This is a genomic window from Flavobacterium sp. N1736 (genome assembly GCF_025947065.1).
Lineage (GTDB): Bacteria > Bacteroidota > Bacteroidia > Flavobacteriales > Flavobacteriaceae > Flavobacterium.
This window is the reverse complement of sequence record NZ_CP109994.1, coordinates 1545118-1565166: the sequence shown is the minus strand read 5'-3', so window position 1 is coordinate 1565166 and position 20049 is coordinate 1545118. Positions and strand designations below refer to the sequence as shown.

At 34.3% G+C, this 20049-nt stretch carries 15 protein-coding genes; 7 read left to right on the top strand and 8 right to left on the bottom strand.

The window, feature by feature from the left end:
* The first annotated feature begins 132 nt into the window (after nucleotides 1-132).
* The 7 genes from glmM to OLM54_RS06780 all read left to right on the top strand — a co-directional run bounded on the left by glmM (nucleotide 133) and on the right by OLM54_RS06780 (nucleotide 12273).
* Entirely contained in the window at nucleotides 133-1515 is a 1383-nt protein-coding gene (gene glmM / locus OLM54_RS06810; RefSeq protein WP_264537837.1) for a phosphoglucosamine mutase, read from the top strand.
* Between the two features lie 633 nt (nucleotides 1516-2148).
* Nucleotides 2149-5424, top strand: coding sequence for a SusC/RagA family TonB-linked outer membrane protein (locus OLM54_RS06805; protein ID WP_264537836.1), 3276 nt, complete (start codon nucleotides 2149-2151; stop codon nucleotides 5422-5424).
* Nucleotides 5425-5434: 10 nt separating this feature from the next.
* Nucleotides 5435-6907, top strand: coding sequence for a RagB/SusD family nutrient uptake outer membrane protein (locus tag OLM54_RS06800; RefSeq protein ID WP_264537835.1), 1473 nt, complete (start codon nucleotides 5435-5437; stop codon nucleotides 6905-6907).
* Nucleotides 6908-6962: 55 nt separating this feature from the next.
* The gene (locus OLM54_RS06795; protein WP_264537834.1) at nucleotides 6963-8327 is read left to right on the top strand and encodes a DUF4832 domain-containing protein; all 1365 of its coding nucleotides are present in this window, start codon (nucleotides 6963-6965) and stop codon (nucleotides 8325-8327) included.
* Between the two features lie 27 nt (nucleotides 8328-8354).
* Complete coding sequence (locus OLM54_RS06790; RefSeq protein WP_264537833.1) at nucleotides 8355-9227, top strand: PKD domain-containing protein; 873 nt, start codon at nucleotides 8355-8357, stop codon at nucleotides 9225-9227.
* Between the two features lie 187 nt (nucleotides 9228-9414).
* A complete protein-coding gene (locus tag OLM54_RS06785; RefSeq protein WP_264537832.1) occupies nucleotides 9415-10512 on the top strand; it encodes an acyltransferase family protein in 1098 nt (365 codons plus the stop codon).
* Nucleotides 10513-10896: 384 nt separating this feature from the next.
* The gene (locus tag OLM54_RS06780; RefSeq protein WP_264537831.1) at nucleotides 10897-12273 is read left to right on the top strand and encodes a Gfo/Idh/MocA family protein; all 1377 of its coding nucleotides are present in this window, start codon (nucleotides 10897-10899) and stop codon (nucleotides 12271-12273) included.
* 175 nt (nucleotides 12274-12448) lie between these two features.
* Here OLM54_RS06780 and OLM54_RS06775 read toward each other — a convergent pair whose 3' ends face one another.
* The 8 genes from OLM54_RS06775 to OLM54_RS06740 form a co-directional block, all read right to left on the bottom strand.
* Nucleotides 12449-12994, bottom strand: a complete 546-nt coding sequence (locus OLM54_RS06775) for a YceI family protein (RefSeq protein WP_264537830.1) — start codon at nucleotides 12992-12994, stop codon at nucleotides 12449-12451.
* Between the two features lie 12 nt (nucleotides 12995-13006).
* Nucleotides 13007-13357 (bottom strand): cytochrome c, encoded by a 351-nt coding sequence (locus OLM54_RS06770; protein ID WP_264537829.1) that lies wholly within the window; start codon nucleotides 13355-13357, stop codon nucleotides 13007-13009.
* A gap of 11 nt (nucleotides 13358-13368) precedes the next feature.
* Nucleotides 13369-14214 (bottom strand): DUF5777 family beta-barrel protein, encoded by an 846-nt coding sequence (locus OLM54_RS06765; RefSeq protein ID WP_264537828.1) that lies wholly within the window; start codon nucleotides 14212-14214, stop codon nucleotides 13369-13371.
* Nucleotides 14215-14216: 2 nt separating this feature from the next.
* Nucleotides 14217-14612 carry an OB-fold putative lipoprotein gene (locus OLM54_RS06760; protein WP_264537827.1) on the bottom strand — a complete coding sequence of 132 codons (396 nt, stop codon included), beginning with the start codon at nucleotides 14610-14612 and terminating at the stop codon, nucleotides 14217-14219.
* Between the two features lie 111 nt (nucleotides 14613-14723).
* On the bottom strand, nucleotides 14724-15626 hold the full coding sequence (locus tag OLM54_RS06755; RefSeq protein ID WP_264537826.1) for a hypothetical protein: 903 nt from the start codon (nucleotides 15624-15626) through the stop codon (nucleotides 14724-14726).
* 331 nt (nucleotides 15627-15957) lie between these two features.
* A complete protein-coding gene (locus tag OLM54_RS06750) occupies nucleotides 15958-18465 on the bottom strand; it encodes a TonB-dependent receptor (protein WP_264537825.1) in 2508 nt (835 codons plus the stop codon).
* Nucleotides 18466-18492: 27 nt separating this feature from the next.
* On the bottom strand, nucleotides 18493-19392 hold the full coding sequence (locus tag OLM54_RS06745; protein WP_264537824.1) for a FecR family protein: 900 nt from the start codon (nucleotides 19390-19392) through the stop codon (nucleotides 18493-18495).
* 49 nt (nucleotides 19393-19441) lie between these two features.
* The gene (locus OLM54_RS06740; RefSeq protein WP_264537823.1) at nucleotides 19442-19957 is read right to left on the bottom strand and encodes an RNA polymerase sigma factor; all 516 of its coding nucleotides are present in this window, start codon (nucleotides 19955-19957) and stop codon (nucleotides 19442-19444) included.
* Nucleotides 19958-20049 lie beyond the last annotated feature (92 nt).

Below are 20049 nucleotides of genomic sequence, written 5' to 3'. Positions count from 1 at the left end.
AGTTTGCAGTCACAGTTTTCAGTCGCAGTCGCAGTTTACAACTCACTGTTTACTGCGACTGTTTTTACTGTGACTGTTTACTGTGACTGTTTTGACTGTTTTTACTGCGACTGTAAACTAAAAACTAAAAAAATGACTTTAATAAAATCAATTTCAGGAATACGAGGTACAATTGGGGGTGTTATAAATGAAAATTTGACTCCGGTGAATGCTGTGAAATTTGCTGCGGCTTATGGTATGTGGCTAAAAGGACAAAATTTGGATAGATCACTACGTATTATTTTAGGTCGGGATGCGAGAATTTCGGGAGAAATGATTAGTAATCTGGTTGCCAATACGCTTACGGGTTTAGGAATTAATGTAATCGATATTGGTTTATCGACAACGCCAACTGTTGAAGTTGCCGTAATGCTGGATAATGCCGATGGCGGAATTATTATTACGGCAAGTCATAACCCGAAAGAGTGGAATGCCTTAAAATTATTAAATGAAAAAGGAGAGTTTTTAAACGCTGTCGAAGGAGAAAAAATCCTGATAATAGCAGAGGAAGAATCTTTTTTATTTGCGGAAGTAGACGATTTGGGAAAATATGAAAAGAAGGAAGGCTATATAAACCGACATATTGAAGAAGTTTTAAAACTGAATTTAGTCGATGTTGAAGCCATTAAAGGTGCCAATTTTAAAGTGGTAGTTGATGCTGTTAATTCTACGGGAGGAATCGCGATTCCGGATTTATTGGAAAAACTTGGTGTTCAATGCATCAAGTTGTATTGCGAACCAAATGGTCATTTTCCTCATAATCCTGAGCCATTAAAGGAACATCTGACAGATATTTCGGCTTTGGTTGTTCAGGAAAAAGCAGATTTTGGAATTGTAGTAGATCCTGATGTCGACCGATTGGCAATTATTTGCGAAGACGGTTCGATGTTTGGCGAAGAATATACTTTGGTCGCCTGCGCCGATTATGTTTTAGGAAGAACAAAAGGAGATACGGTTTCTAATTTATCTTCTTCAAGGGCATTACGGGATATTACTTTAAAACATGGCGGAAAATATCAGGCAAGCGCGGTTGGCGAAGTAAATGTGGTCGAATTAATGAAAACCACAAATGCGATTATTGGAGGAGAAGGCAACGGAGGAATTATTTATCCGGAGGCGCATTACGGCAGAGATTCTCTTGTGGGTGTTGCTTTGTTTTTATCGCATTTGGCACATGCTAAAATTTCCTGCAAAAGCCTTAGAGAAAGTTATCCCGATTATTATATGAGCAAGAGTAAAATTGAATTAACACCGCAAATTGATGTTGATGGAATTTTAGAAAAAATAGCTCAAAAATTCAGTAGTGAAAAACCAAATTGCATCGATGGTGTTAAAATTGATTTCGCGACAGAATGGGTTCATTTAAGAAAGTCAAATACTGAAGCTATTATTCGAATTTATACGGAAAGTATTTCGCAAAAAAAAGCAGATGAACTGGCAGAAAAATTCATCGGAGAAATCAAGAGCCTTCTATAATTATCAACGTTGTGAAATGTACTTTTTCAAATACGAATATTATTTCAAAAGAATATTAAACCGCTGATTTATATCATCAAATGTCAATTTTGTCTACGTTTTTTAATTAAATGAATATCAAATAAAAAACAGTTTTTTTTAGAAGTAAATTAATTTTTTTTGATAATTATTTAGATTCTTACACAGTCAAAATTTAAAATCGGTAAGAATTTAATAATACTTTTTCTAAAAAATGTGCTCGAAAACACTTTTTTTATGTGCACGAACACATTTTTTTGATTTTACCATTGTTTATTAAAAAATATTATTTAGTTTAGCCAAAAGTAAGTGCAAAAAGAGCTTTTTTTCGGCAACGTTTTAAGTTGAAAATCAGGCGAAAAAGAGAAGTTTAAATTTTAAAATTACCATTTCGAAAAGGTAATTAAGCTGTTAAAAATCAGGCGAGACATAAACCCAACATACAGATTAAAAAATAACCAAACAAAAACAAGACAAAAAACAAAACCGAAAAAATTATGAAACCAAAAGAAACATAACATGACCCTTTCGCTTTGTGTTTATTAAAATCCCTAACCATTTTTTATTCACGCAAAGCATGCTTTTTCCATTAACCATTAAACTAACCAGAATAATATGAAAAAAAGTAACAAGTTACTACACAGTAACTATCACGAATTAAAATTTAATTTAAAGACTATAATTACTGTTTTAATTTTGATAGTATCTGTTTTTAAAGTAAACGCGGCCACCTCCACGGGCAGCAATAAATTAGAAATTGTAAACAAAAGTTCAGAAGCTGATATTATCATCAAAGGAGTTGTTTTAGACGAATTAGGTCAGCCCATGATTGGCGTTACAATTGTACCAAAAGGTTCATCACGAGGTACAACTACAGATTTTGACGGAACTTTTACGATTGTCGTTCCTTCTGCTACAGAAGCTTTATTGTTTTCGTATGTTGGATATGACTCAAAAGAAGTTGCGATTGCAAACCAGACTAATCTTAAAGTTTCAATGGTTCCGGTATCAAAAAGCCTGAATGAGGTAGTTATTGTAGGTTACGGAACTCAGAAAAAGAAAAATGTACTGGGTGCGATGTCTTCCGTAAAAGGAGAATCTTTGACTTTATCGTCTGCACCATCTGTTTTAACAGCACTTCAGGGTAAAGTTGCAGGTTTACAAATTACGCAAAATAGTGCTCAGCCGGGCGGTGGATTTAATATCCAGATTCGTGGTGCGGGTTCGATTAATGCAAGTAATGATCCTTTAATTGTGGTTGACGGATTTCCTATTACCAATTTAGAACAGCCGGGTTCAGGAAATCGTTATGATGGAGGAACGCAAGGTGTTTTAAATTCTTTTAATCCAAATGACATTGAATCTATTGATGTTTTAAAAGATGCGAGTGCTTCTGCCATTTATGGTGCAAGAGCTGCAAATGGTGTCATCATGATTACGACTAAAAAAGGAAAAGACGGCGAAGTTCGGGTTGATTATTCAGGTTCTTATTCGTATCAAAAATACAATGACGGTTATGATGTGCTGGATTTGAAACAATGGATGCAATTACGAAATGATGCTTCTAGAGAAAACTGGGAGTTTATCAATAAAGTATATCCATATTCTCCAAAAACTTTAGACGAGGCAAATGCTGCTCCGGTTAACGGGATTCCGTACAAAAGATTATATTCTGATGAACAAATAAGAAACGCAGGCGCAGGAACTGATTGGTTATCATTGGTTACGAGAGACGGAATAGTGCAGCAAAATAACTTGTCATTACGAGGCGGAACGCAATCTACTAAATACTTTTTATCCGGAAATTTATTTGACCAACAGGGAATTGTGAAAAATTCTGGGATAAAAAGAAGTACGGTTCATTTTAGTATCGACCAAAAATTAGTTGATTTTGTAACCGTTGGTATGAACATGACAAAAAGTAGAGTCAACAATCAAAACTCACAATTAGGTGGAAAATTTGATCCTGTAACAGGTCAGGAATTATCTCAATTTGAAAATTCGGGAATTATCAGATCTGCAATACAGCAAAGTCCTGATGTTTTGGCAATTGATGCGATGGGCAATTATCCAATAAATCCTGATAATGCCTTAGAACCTAATCCATATTCGATGCTTACTATTTCTGATGAAGGCGTTGTAGACAGATCGCTTATGAATTTTTATGCTGAAGCAAAACCGTTTAGAGGTTTTACAGCAAGAGTTCAGGCAGGTTTTGATCAGGGAAATTCAAGCAGAAGCACTTATTTGCCAAGAACAACTTTATACGGAGCATTAGAAAATGGTAAGGCATCTATCAATACGGAAAAAAAGAATGATGATTTGCTGGATGTGATTTTAACTTATAATACAAAAATCAGAGATGTTAATAACTTCACTTTTATGGTGGGATATTCACAACAAACATTTAGAACTGAAAGATCAACATTAGGAAACAGTAATTTTATTACCGATGCTTTTTTATGGAATAATATGAATGCGGGAGCGGGAACAAAAGTGGTTGGTTCTACAAACAGTGAATTTGGGTATCGCTCGTATTTTTCAAGATTAAACTATTCTTATAAAGATAAATACATGCTAACGTCTACGATACGTCGAGATGGAGCAAGTATGTATGCAAAAAACAATAAATACGCCTTATTTCCATCTATTTCTGCGGGATGGGATGTATCTCAGGAAAAATTTATGACTTCTATTTCTGATTATATTTCTCAATTTAAATTAAGATTTGGATACGGTGCGGTAGGTAATTCAGGCGGAAATGCTTTTGCGGCTTATTATGCGCAGCCGGCTTATTTAAATCCTGATGAATCAATTTGGACAGGAGTTTTCCCGACGAGATTAGAAAATCCGGATTTGAAATGGGAAACTACAACTGAGAAAAATTTAGGTCTTGATTTTGAAATATTAAACAGAAGAGTTTCAGGATCAGTTGAAGTTTACGAGAGAGTAATTTCAGATCTGTTAATGCTTAAACCAATTAATAGTTATAATGAAATAAATGAGGTTTGGGCAAACGTGGGAAGTACACGAAGCCGGGGTGTGGAAGTTACGGTAAGCACAGTAAATATTGATCATCCGGATTTTAAATGGAGATCTACTTTTACATATTCTCAATTTAAAACCAATTGGAAGAAAAGAGCTCCAGACTGGAAACCAAGAGTTTATGAAGGTTACAACGATCCTGTTCGTGCCAATTACTACCAAATTTCTGATGGAGTTATGCAAATTGGAGAAGTGGTTCCTGCACAGCCGGATTTATATCCGGGGCAAATAAAAATTAAAGATGTTAATGGTTTTGTGAGAGATAATGCAGGAAATCCGGTTACGGATGCAAATGGTGTATTTTTAAGAACAGGCGCTGCCGATGGTAAAATTGATGACGCAGATACTGTTTTACTTGGATCACAGGATCCTGATTTTGTTGCCGGTTTAAGCAATACGATTATCTGGAAAAACTTTCAATTGAACTTTATGTTTAACGGAATGTTTGGTAGGGAAATCATCGACAGAACTGATTTTGCTTATGGCGTTACTGCCGTTGGTGTAGCACAAAACGGAAGAAATGCCACGACAAATATCTATAACAGATGGACGCCGGATAACCCAACAAATACACGTCCGGGTTCAAACTTTGGCTACACACAATACGGATCCGGTGATTTCTTTTTGCAGGAAGCTTCGTTTGTTCGTTTGCAAAGTGTATCGCTAACGTATAATTTTCCAAAAAAATGGTTTGGTAAATTCATGCAGGGTGCCGCCATTAGATTAGACGGACAAAACCTTTTTACCATTACAAAATATGATGGTATCGATCCTGAAACAGATGGTTATGCAGCAGCGTATCCAAATGTAAAAACATACACAGTAGGAGTTGATCTAAAGTTTTAATAAAAAAGACATGAAAAATTTAAAAAATTATACAATAGTTTTACTATTACTCGTTTTCTCAGGATGTAATGAAGATTTAGAATCTGTTAATTACGACGAGATTAATCCAAGTATTTTTCCTAGCTCAGAGGCTGATATTCAGGCGATAGTCGCTTCGGCTTATTATCCGCTGAGAGGTTCTTACGGAAACGGAATTCATTCTACTTCAGAGAACGGATTAATGTTTATGCTTGACGCGACAACCGAAATCCTGCAAGGACCTTACGGCGTACAGCAAGAAGCATCATATCATAGTTACAAAGCAACATCTACAGCTTTTACACGCTTTTACGATGTGTTTTACAATAAGATTAGCGGTATGACTTTGAGTATTGACCGAATCGAAAAATCAAAAGTAAACGAGTTTGTGAAAAAGCAGGCTATTGCCGAAATTAAATGCGCACGCGGATTATTGGCTTATGAACTTTTTGATATGTACGGACCTCTTGTGGTTGCGCCGCTCGATGTACTTCAAAATCCATTGAAAGAAGAACCTTTGGCAAGACTTTCAAATGCTGCTATGGTAAGTTTTATCGAAAATGACCTTAAAGATGCTGCCGCAGATTTAAAATCTCCTGCCGAAACACCATACGGAAGATTTAGCAACGGTATGGCAAGAATGGTTTTAATACGTTTATATCTTCATGAAAAAAGATGGGCAGAGGTTGAAGAACAAGCCAACGCTATTATAGGTATGAATTATTATGCATTAGAAGATAATTATGTTGGTTTATGGGATGTAAAAGCGCCTGTAAGCAGTAAAGAAGTGATTTGGGCAGTTCCGGCAGATTATGCGGGAACAAGCGAAAACCAATGGCAATTAATGGTTTTGCCTGCTAATTATCCGGGACGCGGCGGTTACGGAACGATTCAGAGTTCCTGGACTTTTTATGATTCTTTTGAAGCAACTGATATTCGTAAAGATGCCTTAATTGCTGAATTTACAGGAACAGACGGCGTTACGTACAACAGGGCAAATCCTGCAAATTACATGCAATTAGGACCAATTCCGTTAAAAATTGATCCGGATGCAGCGAGAACAACTGCTTTAACAACCGTAGATATTATTGTATATCGTTATCCTGATGTATTATTATCAAAAGCAGAAGCCTTGGTAAATAAAACCGGAACGCCTACACAAGAAGCGATTGATTTGGTTAATGTAGTTAGAAAAAGAGCGAAAATAAGCAAAATTGAACTTGCAGATTATAATACGCTTGCCAGTTTTAATGATATGATTCTGTTAGAAAGATCACATGAATATTGGTGTGAAAACGGACAATACCGTTCTGATTTAATCCGTCACGGAAAATTTACGGAACACGCAATTGCCTTAAACGGATCTGCAAGTCAAAGCGCGCCATATAAAGCATTGTTTCCTTTTTCATTAGAAAGAATCAGTGAAGGTAAAGGGAAGTTTATCCAAAATCCGGAATATAATTAATTTCTTTTTCAGAAGGATTTTAAAATGATTAATCAGATAATTTAATTAAAAAAACATGAAAAATATAGTAATGATATTTTGCCTTTTTCTAAATCTTGCTTCCGGTTGTCAAAGCGATGGAGGCGGTGAAAATAAAGAGGAAGCAAACGGACTTGAAAAAGTTACTTACACAGCTTCCAATGAAGTTTTTACCAATCCCGAGCGTGGTTTTATGCACAGCTGGCAGGTAAATTCTGAAGGCGCTGCAATGACTGCCGCATCTTTAGCCAATTTAAAGAAAGAAAATGTAAGCCTAATTTTGCGTCTGTATTATTTGGAAAAATTTAAAACGACGGCTTTAAGCCAAACGCAATTAGATTTGATTAAAACCGATTTTACGCGTCTAAGAGAATCGGGCTTAAAATGTGTTTTGCGTTTTGCGTATACCGACGCTCAGGATGGTACAGATGCTTCTGTTGCGGTTATTTCAGGACATTTAGATCAGTTAAAACCAATATTGGAAGAAAATAAAGATGTTATTGCTTTTGTTCAGGCTGGTTTTGTTGGCGCTTGGGGAGAATGGTATTACACAACAAATCAACTTACTACGCCAGCGAATAAAAAATTGATTTTAGATAAACTTTTAGAAACTTTTCCAAAAGAAGTTAAAATTCAGGTAAGAACACCAAAAATCAAACAAGATTTTGTTGCGACTACAACCGCTATGGATGCCACAGTTGGTTACGGAACCACCAATACAGCCCGTTTGGGTTTTCATAACGATTGTTTTATGGCAAGTGTTGACGATTATGGAACGTATATAAATGTAACTGCCGATAAAACATATATAAGCAATGAAGCCCTTTTTGTCCCAACAGGAGGAGAAACATGTCCGCCAACAGATGTTCCGGTTGCAAGCTGCAGTATTGCCGAAAAAGAAATGACGATGCTAAAATGGACGTATTTAAATCTTGATTATTACGGTCCGGTTTTGCAGGAATGGAGAAACAATAATTGTTTTACAGATTTTGAAAGAAAGTTGGGTTACAGACTTGCGCTGGCAACTTCGAGCGTTAAAAAAGAAGCGGCATTAAACGGATCTTTAGAATTTAATGCAGTCATTAATAACGGTGGTTTTGCTCCGGTTTACAATCCTAAAAATGCTTATTTAATTTTTAGATCGACTGCAAATGGAACTATTTACAAGAAAAAATTAAGTTTTGATGTTAGAAAAGTGGTACCAAGAGTTGCTTTTGATTTAAAAGAAACGGTGAGTTTAGCAGATATTCCTGCAGGTACTTACGAATTGCTTTTAAAAATTGAAGACAGTTCAACTAAACTAATTGACAGACCGGATTATTGTATTCGTTTTGCTAATACAGGTTTATGGGAAACGACTACAGGATTCAATAAATTATCACAAACGGTTATCATTAAATAGTTATAAAAACATTTAAACCAAAAAACCATGAAAAAAATAAAACTAACCAAATACGTAACAATGCTAATGGCGTTGTTATTGCTAACGGCTTGTTCGAGCGATAGTTCGTCTTCGGATTCAGCAACAAAACCCGAAGCAGATTTTTCATTTACGAATGACGGAAGTACGTTTACGTTTACTAATCTTTCTAAAAATGCTACAAAATACAGATGGGATTTTGGCGATTTGTATTATTTATCGAGCGAAAAAGATCCGGTTTATACGTATAAAATTGGCGGTGAAATCAGAGTTTCATTAACCGTTACAAACGATGCAGGCGAAGAATCCTTTATTACAAAAACAATAACAGCTCCAAGAATTATAATTATAGATATCAAAGTCGACGGAAAGTTTACAGATTGGGATGATGTAGCGGTTACAGATCAAAATACATCTGGAAACGGTTCTATCCAGAAAATTAAAATTTGGGCTGGAGGTGCAAACGTAAATGTGTATTTAGAAGGAAACAAAAAAATGCTGATGGAATTGGTCGATATGTATATCAATACGGATGGAAATACACAAACCGGATTTTTGCATTCGAACTGGCCGGATGGTTCTGGAGCAGAGTTTTTATTTGAAGGCCCGATGGTAACAGGTGGCTGGGGAGATTTCTATAAACATACCGATCCGAATGGAGGATGGGGCTGGGGTCAAATTGTTGGTTCCGGAGCTAATTTAAAAGCGTCGGCTATTGTAAGTCTTAATGATACAACAAATGCTATAGAATTTAGTATTCCGAAATCGCAATTAGGAACTTTAGGAAGCTCAATTGGTATTGCAATTACCGAAATGACTTCGGGTTGGGCTGGTGTTGCCAATTTCCCTGAAGGTCCTAAATTTTCGACATTACAACTTTAGTTTGTCGTCGATAACCTGTCAAATATGCCAATAGAGGGAACGTTTTTTGAAGAAATTATTTTTTAAATCTATTGGCATGAGCTATCGAGTTTATATAATTTTAGAAATAATTCCGGGAATTTTAATATAAAACACCGGAATTATTTTTATCAAAAATTGAATCAAAAACAGCCTATAAATATCAAACATGAATAAAATCATAGCCAATAATCGCCTGATGTCTGTAGATGTGCTACGAGGATTTGATTTATTAATGATAATCGTTGCTGATCGTTTTTTCTATAACTTAAATACAGCGGCAAAAACCAATTTAACAAAGACTTTGGCAGATCAGTTTGAACATCCTGAATGGATTGGTTTTCATTTATATGATGTAATAATGCCTTTGTTTCTATTTGTTGTTGGCGTTGTAATTCCGTTTTCATTAGGAAAAAGAAGTACCGAATCAGGATCAGATGCTACATTATATTACCATATTCTAAAGCGATTTGTAATACTTTTTATTTTAGGATGGATCGTTCAGGGAAATTTGCTTTTTTTGGATATTTCAAAATTTCAACTATTCAGTAACACGCTTCAGGCCATTGCTGTAGGATATTTATTCTCCTGTATTGCTTATCTCAATTTATCTCAAAAAGGAAGATATATATTCTTTGTAACCTGTCTTGTTTTGTATGCGGTTTTACTGTCAATCCCGAATTTCTTTGGACATAATTTTGAATTATTACCCAATAAAAATCTTCCTATTTATATTGACCAGCAGGTTTTTGGACGTTTTTACGACCAAACGCAATATTCGTGGTTATTAACCGGCTTAGGATTCACGGCTACAACCATGTCGGGATTATTTGCAGGCGAATTGCTTTTATCATCAAAACCAAGACAAAAAACAGCAATGTATCTTTTTTTTATCGGTATAACCGGAATCGTTGTATCGCTACTTATAGGATTATGGCACCCCATTATTAAAAAAATATGGACGAGCTCTTTTGTCATTTTCTCATCCGGAATAAGTTTTGTTTTATTAGCTTTATTTTATTGGATTGTCGATGTAAAAGGCTATACCAAATGGGCTTATCCGTTTCGGGTTATAGGTCTTAATGCTATTGCTGCTTATGTTGGTTCGCATGTTTTCAATTTTTCATTGATTGCCAAACAAATATTTTTTGGTTTTGAACAATTTACAGGAGCCTATTATGATGCATTTTGCGATTTAGCAGGTTTCGGAATCCTTTATTTCATACTTTGGTATATGCATAAAAACAAGACTTATATTAAGGTTTAGAATGGCTGTTAAAATGTATTAAACACATAGAAACATAGATTTTAAGTGTAAAAAATAAATAATGCCACAGATTAAAAGATTAAAATGATTTTTTTTTCACGTAGATTTTATAATCATATTCAAGTCTAGTTTGTCATTTCGACCGGAGGGAGAAATCACACGCGCAACTCGACAAAGATTGGTTCTTTACTTTGCGGAATTTCTAATGTGATTTCTCCCTCCGGTCGAAATGACAAACTAATGGAAAAATTAAAATGATTAGAAAAAATCTGCTTAATCTGCAAAATCTGCGAGAAAAAAACATTTAAAACATGCATAAAATTTTATAATAAAAACAAAAAATTACGAGTAACTCACCTCAATACATTACCTAAATAAAAAAAAATGAAAAGTTCAATTTTAAAATTTTTACTGATAGCCTTTTTGCTATTGAAAATTTGTGATTCATCGGCACAAATTATAAAAACAAAAACACCCAAAAGAGATAAAGGTCAAACTGATGTTTTGCGTTTGGCAACACCGGCAATTCCTGTTGTTCATGTCGCCATTATTGGTTTAGGAATGCGTGGCACGGGCGCTGTAGAACGCATCACACATATTCCCGGAGTAGAAATAGTTGCCTTGTGTGATATGCTCGAAGACAGAACAACAGCAGCCAACGATACTTTGGTAAAACACGGAAAACCAAAAGCAGAAGTATTTTTTGGAGAAGATTCATGGAAAAAAGTAACGACTCTTAAAAATGTAGACTTAGTATATATTGTGACCGATTGGAAACATCACGCTAATATTGCAGTACAAGCCATGAAAGACGGTAAACATGTTGCTGTAGAAGTTCCCGGCGCATTAACAATGCAGGAAATTTGGGATGTTATTGATACTTCTGAAAAGACTCGTAAACATTGTATGATGTTAGAAAATTGTGTGTATGATTTCTTCGAATTGACAACATTAAATATGGCACAACAAGGATTATTTGGAGAAATTCTTCATGCCGAAGGTTCTTATATTCATGGTCTTCAGCCGTATTGGGGACAATACTGGAACAACTGGCGTATGGATTATAACCGTAAACACAGAGGCGATATTTACCCAACACACGGAATGGGTCCGGCGTGTCTGGCGCTAAATATTCACAGAGGTGATAAAATGAATTTTTTAGTTTCGATGGATACAAAAGCGGTTGGAAATCCTGCTTTTATTAAGGAAAAAACGGGAGAAGTCGTAACTGATTTTAGAAACGGTGATCACACGATGACCATGATTCGTACCGAAAAAGGAAAAACAATCCAGATTCAGCATGATGTTACAAGCCCCAGACCGTATAGCAGAATGTATCAATTGACAGGAACTAAAGGTTTTGCCAATAAATATCCTGTAGAAGGTTATGCAATTGATGCGAAAGAAGCAGGAGGAGAGATCTCAAAAAATTACCAAAATCTAAATGCCGAAGAATTTGTATCTGAAGATGTGAAAAAGATATTAATGGAAAAATACAAAAATCCGATCGTGAAAGATATTGAAGAAATGGCAAAAAAAGTAGGCGGTCACGGCGGAATGGATTTTATTATGGATTACCGTATGTTTCATTGTTTACAGCAAGGACTTCCGCTGGATATGGATGTTTACGATTTAGCAGAATGGTCTTGTTTGAGTCCGTTAACGGAGATTTCATTAGATAATAATTCGGCTCCGGTTGAAATTCCGGATTTTACACGTGGAGGCTGGCAGAAATTAAATACTGTTGAGTTTTCTAAATAAAAGCGCGTTTTTAAATTGATTGTTAGTTATATTTTGCATTAGAGTATTAAAATCTCCTGTTTTCTGGCAGGAGATTTTTTTTGTAATTAACTAAATCAGAAATCGGCTTTTAATGTATGTTTTAATTTTTTTTCACGCAGATTTTGCAGATTGAGCAGATTTTTTTTTAATCATTTTACAATTTTGTAAGCATGAAATTGAAATTTACTTTGATTTTATCGGCTACTTTTTTGCTAACCACTTTTGGGATTTCAATGTCAAAGTCTTCCGGTTTTACATCAAAATTTCCTGTTACCGTTATTTTATCACCGGATTTTGAAATTTTAGCGTTTGCGGTTATTTTTTTGGTTTTTCCGTGTAAAGTCAAATCTCCTGAAATCTTGACTATTTTGGCTGTTGAAGACAGTTTCGATACATCAAAATCGTCGACTTTTCCTTTAAATGTTGCCTTCGGAAATTTATCGGATTCTACATAATTTTCATTAAAATGTTCTTCCATTAAGGCAACTTTAAAACGAAATCCTTTCATAAGAGCCAAAACGGCAATATCTCCCGTTGCCGACTCTAAAATGGCCGATGTATTTTTATTTTCTGCAGCAACTTCTTCAAAAGATTCAACAGAAGCTTCAAATTTTAAGCTTCCGGTTTTTGTGATATACTTTTGAGCTGAAATCTGCGATATTCCAACAAATAAAAATAGCAGTACAATTATTTTTTTCATTTTAGTGTTGATTTAATTTTCCAATAATCCGTCCGTATTCCATTGCAGAATTAGATTTATTTTATCCTGCGGCATTCTTCCTGCTTTTGGCATTTGTCCGGGCGTTCCGTTTTGTCGCTGAATTCTATCTAATAAATCCGTATTTAAAACAGCATCTTTTACCTGATCATACGTTTCTAAAGGTCTAAGCGTAGATTCTGCAGCATGGCAGGCAATGCAGTTTGCATCAATAATAGATTTCACATTTGCGGTGTAAGTAACGTCTTCAACTATAACAGTTGGTTCTTCCAGACTTTCATAAGTTGTAGATTCACAACTATATAATGATAGAATAAGACCGGATAAGTAAATATATTTTTTCATATTTTATACTTTTAAAAAACTCTATATAAATTAAACCCAAAGAAAAAATCGCCTTTCCCCCAATCTCCGGCAGCACTTGTTAAGTAACCGCTTTCGGTCATTGATTGCGAATTTGTAAAAAGCAATTGAAAAATATGACCTCCGGTTTCTATGTCCAAGCCAACGGAAAGTGGATTATTATAAAAGCCGGGTTTGTTAAAATTCTCTGCGTATTCCAGATTAAGAGAAAGTCTTTTGGTTAATTTTAATCGTCCGCCCGCACCGAAAGTAAATTGGTTATCGTTTTCTATATCAGGATTATATAGGTTTTTATGGATATAGGAGGGAACCAATTCTAGCGATAATTTATCAGAGAATTTTCTTGAAATCAAAACCTGATTGATATAACTCAATCGGTCAGAAAATTCAATTTTAGGATAATCGTCTTTTTTTAAACCACTATTAAAATCTATGGTGCTGTAACCAACAATATCAACAGGAAAGTCTTCGTTTTGTCTTATAAGCCTGTATTTTGCCGATGCTTCATTTATTTTTAGCAAAGTATGATGTGATGCACTTAAAGAAAGCCAATCGGTTACGCCGTAAATTCCGCCAATTTTTGTTGTTGCGTCATCAAACCCGAAAAATTCGGAAATTCCGCCTTTTACAGTACCAAATCGATGTGATATTACGATGTAAAATTCATTTTTGGCAGCTAATTTTGTAGATTGTAAGGTTATAATCTGCAAGCCTTTAAATGTTGCCGTTACGTTTTTATCAACCACTTGTGTCGAGTCGAGCGCAGAGAGCAAATCATCCTGGGCATTACTATAAAAACAGATTAAAAAAGCGATTATTAGGAATATTTTCTTTTTCATATTTAATGTTGTTGAATACTGCATTGATCAAATTTTACTACTGCGAATAAATCATCAAAACCTATACATCTTCCTTTTACATTGATTTGTTTGTTCATTAAAGTCTTTTGTACTTTTTCGTTCATTTTACAAAATACTTTATGATCTATTACCATTGACGAATCAGTAACTTCTGAAACTATTCCTTTAACTTCTATTGTTTTATTTAAATATTTAGAGTCTCCTTTTGATGGATTTAAAGCATATTCTTTTTCTAAATTTGAGGCAGTAATTGTAACTATTGATTTTTCATTTTCGATGTTTCGGGCATCTTTGTATAAAATATTTTGATAGATATAATAAGGACCAAAACTTATCACTAATAAAATTATCAGAATCTTGATTCTTGTCTTATTCATGTCGATTTTTGATTTGGTTTTTGTTTTAGCAGATGTGGTTTTCGATTTTATAATTTCAAATTAGTCCAATAGAATTTGGACTAATTTGAAATAGTAGGGTATTAGATAAGTTTATATCGCCAGAGGTATATCTCTTACCGGTACTGGCCAAACGGCAGGAGCAGGGAAACTAATTCCTTTATTAGCGCCTCTTACGTTGGCATCTTGTCCAAAATAATACAAAGGCCAGCCATTGTAAACCAATTGAGATTTACCAAATACGGTGATAACACTAAATTTAGTTTTGTCAAGAAGTGAAGGAACTACAATTTTATCTGTTTCATAGATTGGCCAAACAGCATTGTTCGAAAAATCTTCTTTTGTATAGTTGTTTTTCTTGAAATTATCATTTTTGAAAGTATACAATGTTAAACCTTTAGCATCTGTAAAATAGGTAGTTTGTCCATCTCCAACAGTATAATCTGATTTGTAGTTTTTACCATCATGTCCTAAAAGCTGGCTTCTTACAATCATGATAGAATAGTCCGGTTTTGCTATAAACCAAGTACCGTTAATTCCGTCTCCTGTGGTTTGACCAGCCGCTTCCGGAGTATTGGTTATGTTGCCATATCCATCACCTGTACCTGGCGCATAGTAATACAAAGGCCATCCTTTATAGGTTAATTGTTTTTTTGAAGAGGCGTTAGTAACAGTTCCAAAATCTGATAATGCTAATCCTGCGCCTAATTTATCAGCTGTTAAATTGTCTACATTAAATGGAGGCCATACTGCTTCACATCCTCCGGTACAAGAAACTTGTCCGTTTGCATCTGTTGCGAAAAAATATAACGATCTTCCGTCTTTATCTGTAAGGTAAGAACCTAATGTAGGGCTTGTAGCAAGTTTAACGTCCATTTTTACTTCCGGAGTAACAGGAGGTTCTGGAGTGTCGCCACCATTATCACTACTACAGCTTACGAAAAATGTTGTTGCAGCAAGGGCAACTAAAGCGAATTTGATTTGTTTTAATTTCATTGTTTTGTAAATTAGATTAATATCGAAAAAGGGAAAAAATATACTTTAATGGTTTTATAAAGTATGTATTGTAATAATTTGCTATCAAGAATTTATTCTTGATTTTATGGAGCATCCGGGTGCAAAAAAGGCGTAGTACATCTTATGAACTGTCATAAGAATAAGCCAGATGATCTGGTATTGATTTTTTTAAAGAGGTCATTTTTATTCTTTTAATAGGTTTCAATAGTAAAACAGCTTTAGTGCAGATTACCCTACCAAAGAATTGTTATTTTTGAAAAAAAAATTAAAAGAAAGAAAAAAATTAATGGTAAACCTTGTAGGAATAAGGTTAGAATGAAACTCTAAAACTCAGGTTTGGAGTTCTTTGCAATGCAAATGTTTCTACTTCTTCGATAGAATTTGTCAACGAACTTACCCGGTAATATTCGCTGATTTCATTTTTTCGGTTTAGGATATTTAAGATAGATATTCCCAATTTGTATTGAATTCCGTTTTCAGTATCCCATTTATAAGTGGAGGAAATATTAACCTGCGAAAAAATATGCAGATTGGTATTGTTTGGTTTGTTGTAAACCAAAATAGGATCTGAAAGATCGATTTGAGAAAGATCGGGAGAAGTTTTTGGTCTGCCCGAAGACCATTTTGTTCCTAATGCAATTTTAAAATTATTTTTTTCATAAATACCTGCCCACGAAACAGTGTGCATTAATTCAAAATTGTTGGGAAAACTTGAGTATTCATAATTAGAAAAATGATAATCATTATGGTTATATGTATAACTCAACCAGGTTAGAAAATGATTCATTTTTTTCTGAACCAGCATTTCTGTTCCCCAAACTACATAATCTCCGGTTGTGCGAACAAACTCTAACTGGTTTTGAAAACCCTGACTTGAAGTGGTGATTCCGCTTACTTTTTTATAAAAATTTTCTATATCAAGTAGCCAGTCATTCTTTTTATAGAATAAGTTCAGGGATAATTGTTTGCTTTTTTGAATAGGAATTGTGGTGTTATTGGAGATAATCCAGCGTCTTTTTTCAATACCAAAATAGTCTTTCTGCAAATCAATAATTTGTTGGGAGTTTTGACTTTTTAACTCGCCCAATAATTCAATATTCAGGTTTTTATTGATTCCGTAGCTAAATTGCATTCGCGGTTCTACAATATATTTCCTGAATTTTTCAATATAATTAACTCGTGTTCCTGCCTTAAAATAAATTCTGGAAAGCGTATCGTTGTATTTTCCTTCCAAGATTAAAGCGTGAGTTCTAAGCACGTCTTTAATTTTTCGATAGAAATCAGGATTTGTTACCTGCTCTAAATTCGTAATACCAATTTCGTTATACTGATATCCGTCGTTAAAACTAAATTTAGAGGTAATAATATGATTATTTTCTAAATTAATACCATTATTGTTTACTACATTTTCCTGAATAAGGATTTGATTGTCGATGGTATTATTTTGATTCGCCAAAAGTTCGTATGCCGAATTATAAACATTGATTTTAGTGGTATTAAAGCTATTCCAGTTTCTTTTCCAGGACAAGTTTCCGCCATAATTTTGCTGGCGTAAAACATTATTTTCCGATCGGTTTATGTCGTATACCGTGGCACTTTGAAAAACCTCCAAATTATCTTTAATGGTAATTAAATCGAGTACAATTTGATCTTTAGTTCCAATTTTTTGAGCATATTTAAGTGTAGCATCGTAAAAACCAAATTTTTTGTCACTATGATAATTGACATTTTGGTTTTTTGAAAAATCAGTGATGGTCGTGTTTTGAAACACTTTATTGAAATATTCTTTATACGTAGGGGTTTCTACAAAATCAGTAATCGATTTACGTGCCGAAACTTCGATATAACTTTTTTTAGAAAGATTGTATTTTGCATAAACATCAGCATTAATCATATTTATTCCTGCGCTAAACGAGTTTTTTTCTGCAGTTTCGGGAGTAGAAGAAATAGCGACTACGCTGGATACACTTTCGCCGTAAAATGCCGAACTTCCGTTTTTATAAATAGAAATCGTATGCGCCAAATTTGGATTAAAAACGGATATTAAACCAAAAAAATGTCCCGTTTGAAACACTCGTATTCCATTCCATAAAAATAAATTCTGATCATGCGTACCGCCGCGAACATTAATACTCGAAACACTTTCGTCGATACTGTTTACACCTGGAATTTGCTGCATCGTCTGTAAAGCATCGGGTTCGATAAGTCCGGGGAGAATACCAAATTTTTTGGGTTTAATTTCGAATGAACCGTCGTTGTTTTTAGAAATTCCCGACGCCAGAATAGCATTGGTTTTGATTTCTTCAAGTTGTGTAATTTCAGGTTCTAAAAGTATCTGAAGACAATTTCCTGAATCTGAATTATCGGTCGTAACTTCCTGATTTATATATCCGACGTGACTAATTGAAAAGATATTTTTTGCACTTTTTTCAAATTCAAAATATCCGTTTGAATCTGTTGTAATCTGCGTGTTATTTGGTAAATGAATATTGGCGTTTTCAATGGGTTTATTATCCGGATAAGAAAACACGTATCCGCAAATTATGGGGGTTTGGTTTTCTTTTTTATAAATATTGATGTATCTGTTTCCTATATTTTCAAAAGACAAATTGGTTTTTTTTGCCAGATATTGCAGTTTTTGATTTAAAGAAAGTGATTTTTTTGGCGGATTTAATTGCAGATCTCCAATAATATCTTCGGTGTAATTAAAAATAACCTGATGTTGCTGTTCAATATCATTTATGATTTTTTTAAAAGGCATACCTTTTCCTTTGTCCTGAGCATTAAGGTTCAGGACAAGGAAAATTATGAAAAACAAAAAATGAAATTGTTTGGGGAGCAACATTTATTTTTCGTCAAAAATTATTTTATTGTCTGAGACTTTTTTAGCCTCTAAATGATACGTTGTACTAATAATCTGCAAGGCTACATTTAAATCTTTAGCGGGTAATTTTCCTGTAAATAAGGAGATTGTATCTTTGGTATTTAATTCGATCTTTATATTATATTGCCTTTCAACTTCGTCTAAAATTGTTCTGATATTTTCTTTATAAAAACTAATTTGATTGTCAATCCATTCCGGTTTTGATGTATGTACTTCGACTTTAACCTGTTTTCCGTTTTCAAAACTAACGCCTTGTCCGTGTGTTAATAAAATTTGAGTATTGGCATAATTTACCTTTACGCGTCCTTCATAACAAATCACATCAAACCTGTTTTTTCGGGCTTTAACGTTAAACTGAGTTCCTAAAACGGTTACTTTACCGAGATTTGTGTGCACTTCAAAGCGTTTGCCTTTGGCTACCCTAAAATAGGCTTCACCTTTTAATTCTAAAGTTCTGTTGTTGTCCCAATTCCATTTTTTATAGCTTATTTCAGAACCTGAATTTAGTACTACTTCAGAATTATCGGGTAATGAAAAATTGGTTCTTTTTCCAAAATCTGCCGTTTGCGTTTCATGCACAAAATATTGCATTGCAAAGGTGATTCCAAGAGCCAGAACAAGGATTGCGGCTGCCTGAAATACCCATTTTTTATATAAAGGAACTACTTTTGGAGTCGCTTTTTTCTGTTTAAGAATGTTCGACAACATAGCGTTTTCGTCTAAATCGGCTACCTCCAAATGATCTGTATATTGTTTGATCTTTTGGTATTTTTCAAAATCGGGGCTTGCTTCAAATGCAGCTAATTCATCCGCAGATAAATCATTGTTGAGCCATTTTGCTAATAAGCGATTTTTTTTCATTGTATAGTACTATATAATTAAAACAATTGGAACTGAATTTACCCTACTTTTATATATCAATTTCTTTACGCAAGCTTAACAAAGCGAGATGAATGCGTTTTTCTACAGCTTTTACGCTAATGTTTAACTCGAGGGCAATTTCGCTGTATTTTTTTCCGTCTATTCGATGCATCAAAAAGGCAACGCGCTGTTTCTCGTTTAGGTTTTCGATGGCTTTTAAAAGTTTGTTCTGAAATTGTTTTTCTTCCAGAATATATTCTGGATTTTCATTTGTTTTATCCAAACCGGTGAAGTTTTTTTCATATCTCAAAACCACTTTCTGATGTGCAATTTCGTTGAGACTGCTATTATTTGCAATCGTATAAATATATGATTTTGCTTTTTCGAGCGGTACCGAAGCACAGTTTTGCCAAAGTTTTACAAAAGCTTCCTGCGCCACATCTTCTGCCTGATCTAAATTGCCAAACTTGTAAAAAAGAAAATTTCGAAGCCCTTTTATCTGACTTTTAAAAAAAGACGAAAAAATTATTTCGTCGCAAGTATTTGATTCGGTTTTATTTGGCATTTGGATTTTCAATTTGTACGTAACAAAAGTATTTGTTTTTTTTTAAGTAGGGTAAAAGTAAAGCTGATTGTTTTATAGATGAATTAATTGAT

Excerpts from the sequence above, each read along its gene's own strand:
- glmM (WP_264537837.1), top strand. The coding sequence starts at position 133 with ATGACTTTAATAAAATCAATTTCAGGAATACGAGGTACAATTGGGGGT.
- OLM54_RS06805 (WP_264537836.1), top strand. The coding sequence starts at position 2,149 with ATGAAAAAAAGTAACAAGTTACTACACAGTAACTATCACGAATTAAAA.
- OLM54_RS06800 (WP_264537835.1), top strand. The coding sequence starts at position 5,435 with ATGAAAAATTTAAAAAATTATACAATAGTTTTACTATTACTCGTTTTC.
- OLM54_RS06795 (WP_264537834.1), top strand. The coding sequence starts at position 6,963 with ATGAAAAATATAGTAATGATATTTTGCCTTTTTCTAAATCTTGCTTCC.
- OLM54_RS06790 (WP_264537833.1), top strand. The coding sequence starts at position 8,355 with ATGAAAAAAATAAAACTAACCAAATACGTAACAATGCTAATGGCGTTG.
- OLM54_RS06785 (WP_264537832.1), top strand. The coding sequence starts at position 9,415 with ATGAATAAAATCATAGCCAATAATCGCCTGATGTCTGTAGATGTGCTA.
- OLM54_RS06780 (WP_264537831.1), top strand. The coding sequence starts at position 10,897 with ATGAAAAGTTCAATTTTAAAATTTTTACTGATAGCCTTTTTGCTATTG.
- OLM54_RS06775 (WP_264537830.1), bottom strand. The coding sequence starts at position 12,994 with ATGAAAAAAATAATTGTACTGCTATTTTTATTTGTTGGAATATCGCAG.
- OLM54_RS06770 (WP_264537829.1), bottom strand. The coding sequence starts at position 13,357 with ATGAAAAAATATATTTACTTATCCGGTCTTATTCTATCATTATATAGT.
- OLM54_RS06765 (WP_264537828.1), bottom strand. The coding sequence starts at position 14,214 with ATGAAAAAGAAAATATTCCTAATAATCGCTTTTTTAATCTGTTTTTAT.
- OLM54_RS06760 (WP_264537827.1), bottom strand. The coding sequence starts at position 14,612 with ATGAATAAGACAAGAATCAAGATTCTGATAATTTTATTAGTGATAAGT.
- OLM54_RS06755 (WP_264537826.1), bottom strand. The coding sequence starts at position 15,626 with ATGAAATTAAAACAAATCAAATTCGCTTTAGTTGCCCTTGCTGCAACA.
- OLM54_RS06745 (WP_264537824.1), bottom strand. The coding sequence starts at position 19,392 with ATGAAAAAAAATCGCTTATTAGCAAAATGGCTCAACAATGATTTATCT.
- OLM54_RS06740 (WP_264537823.1), bottom strand. The coding sequence starts at position 19,957 with ATGCCAAATAAAACCGAATCAAATACTTGCGACGAAATAATTTTTTCG.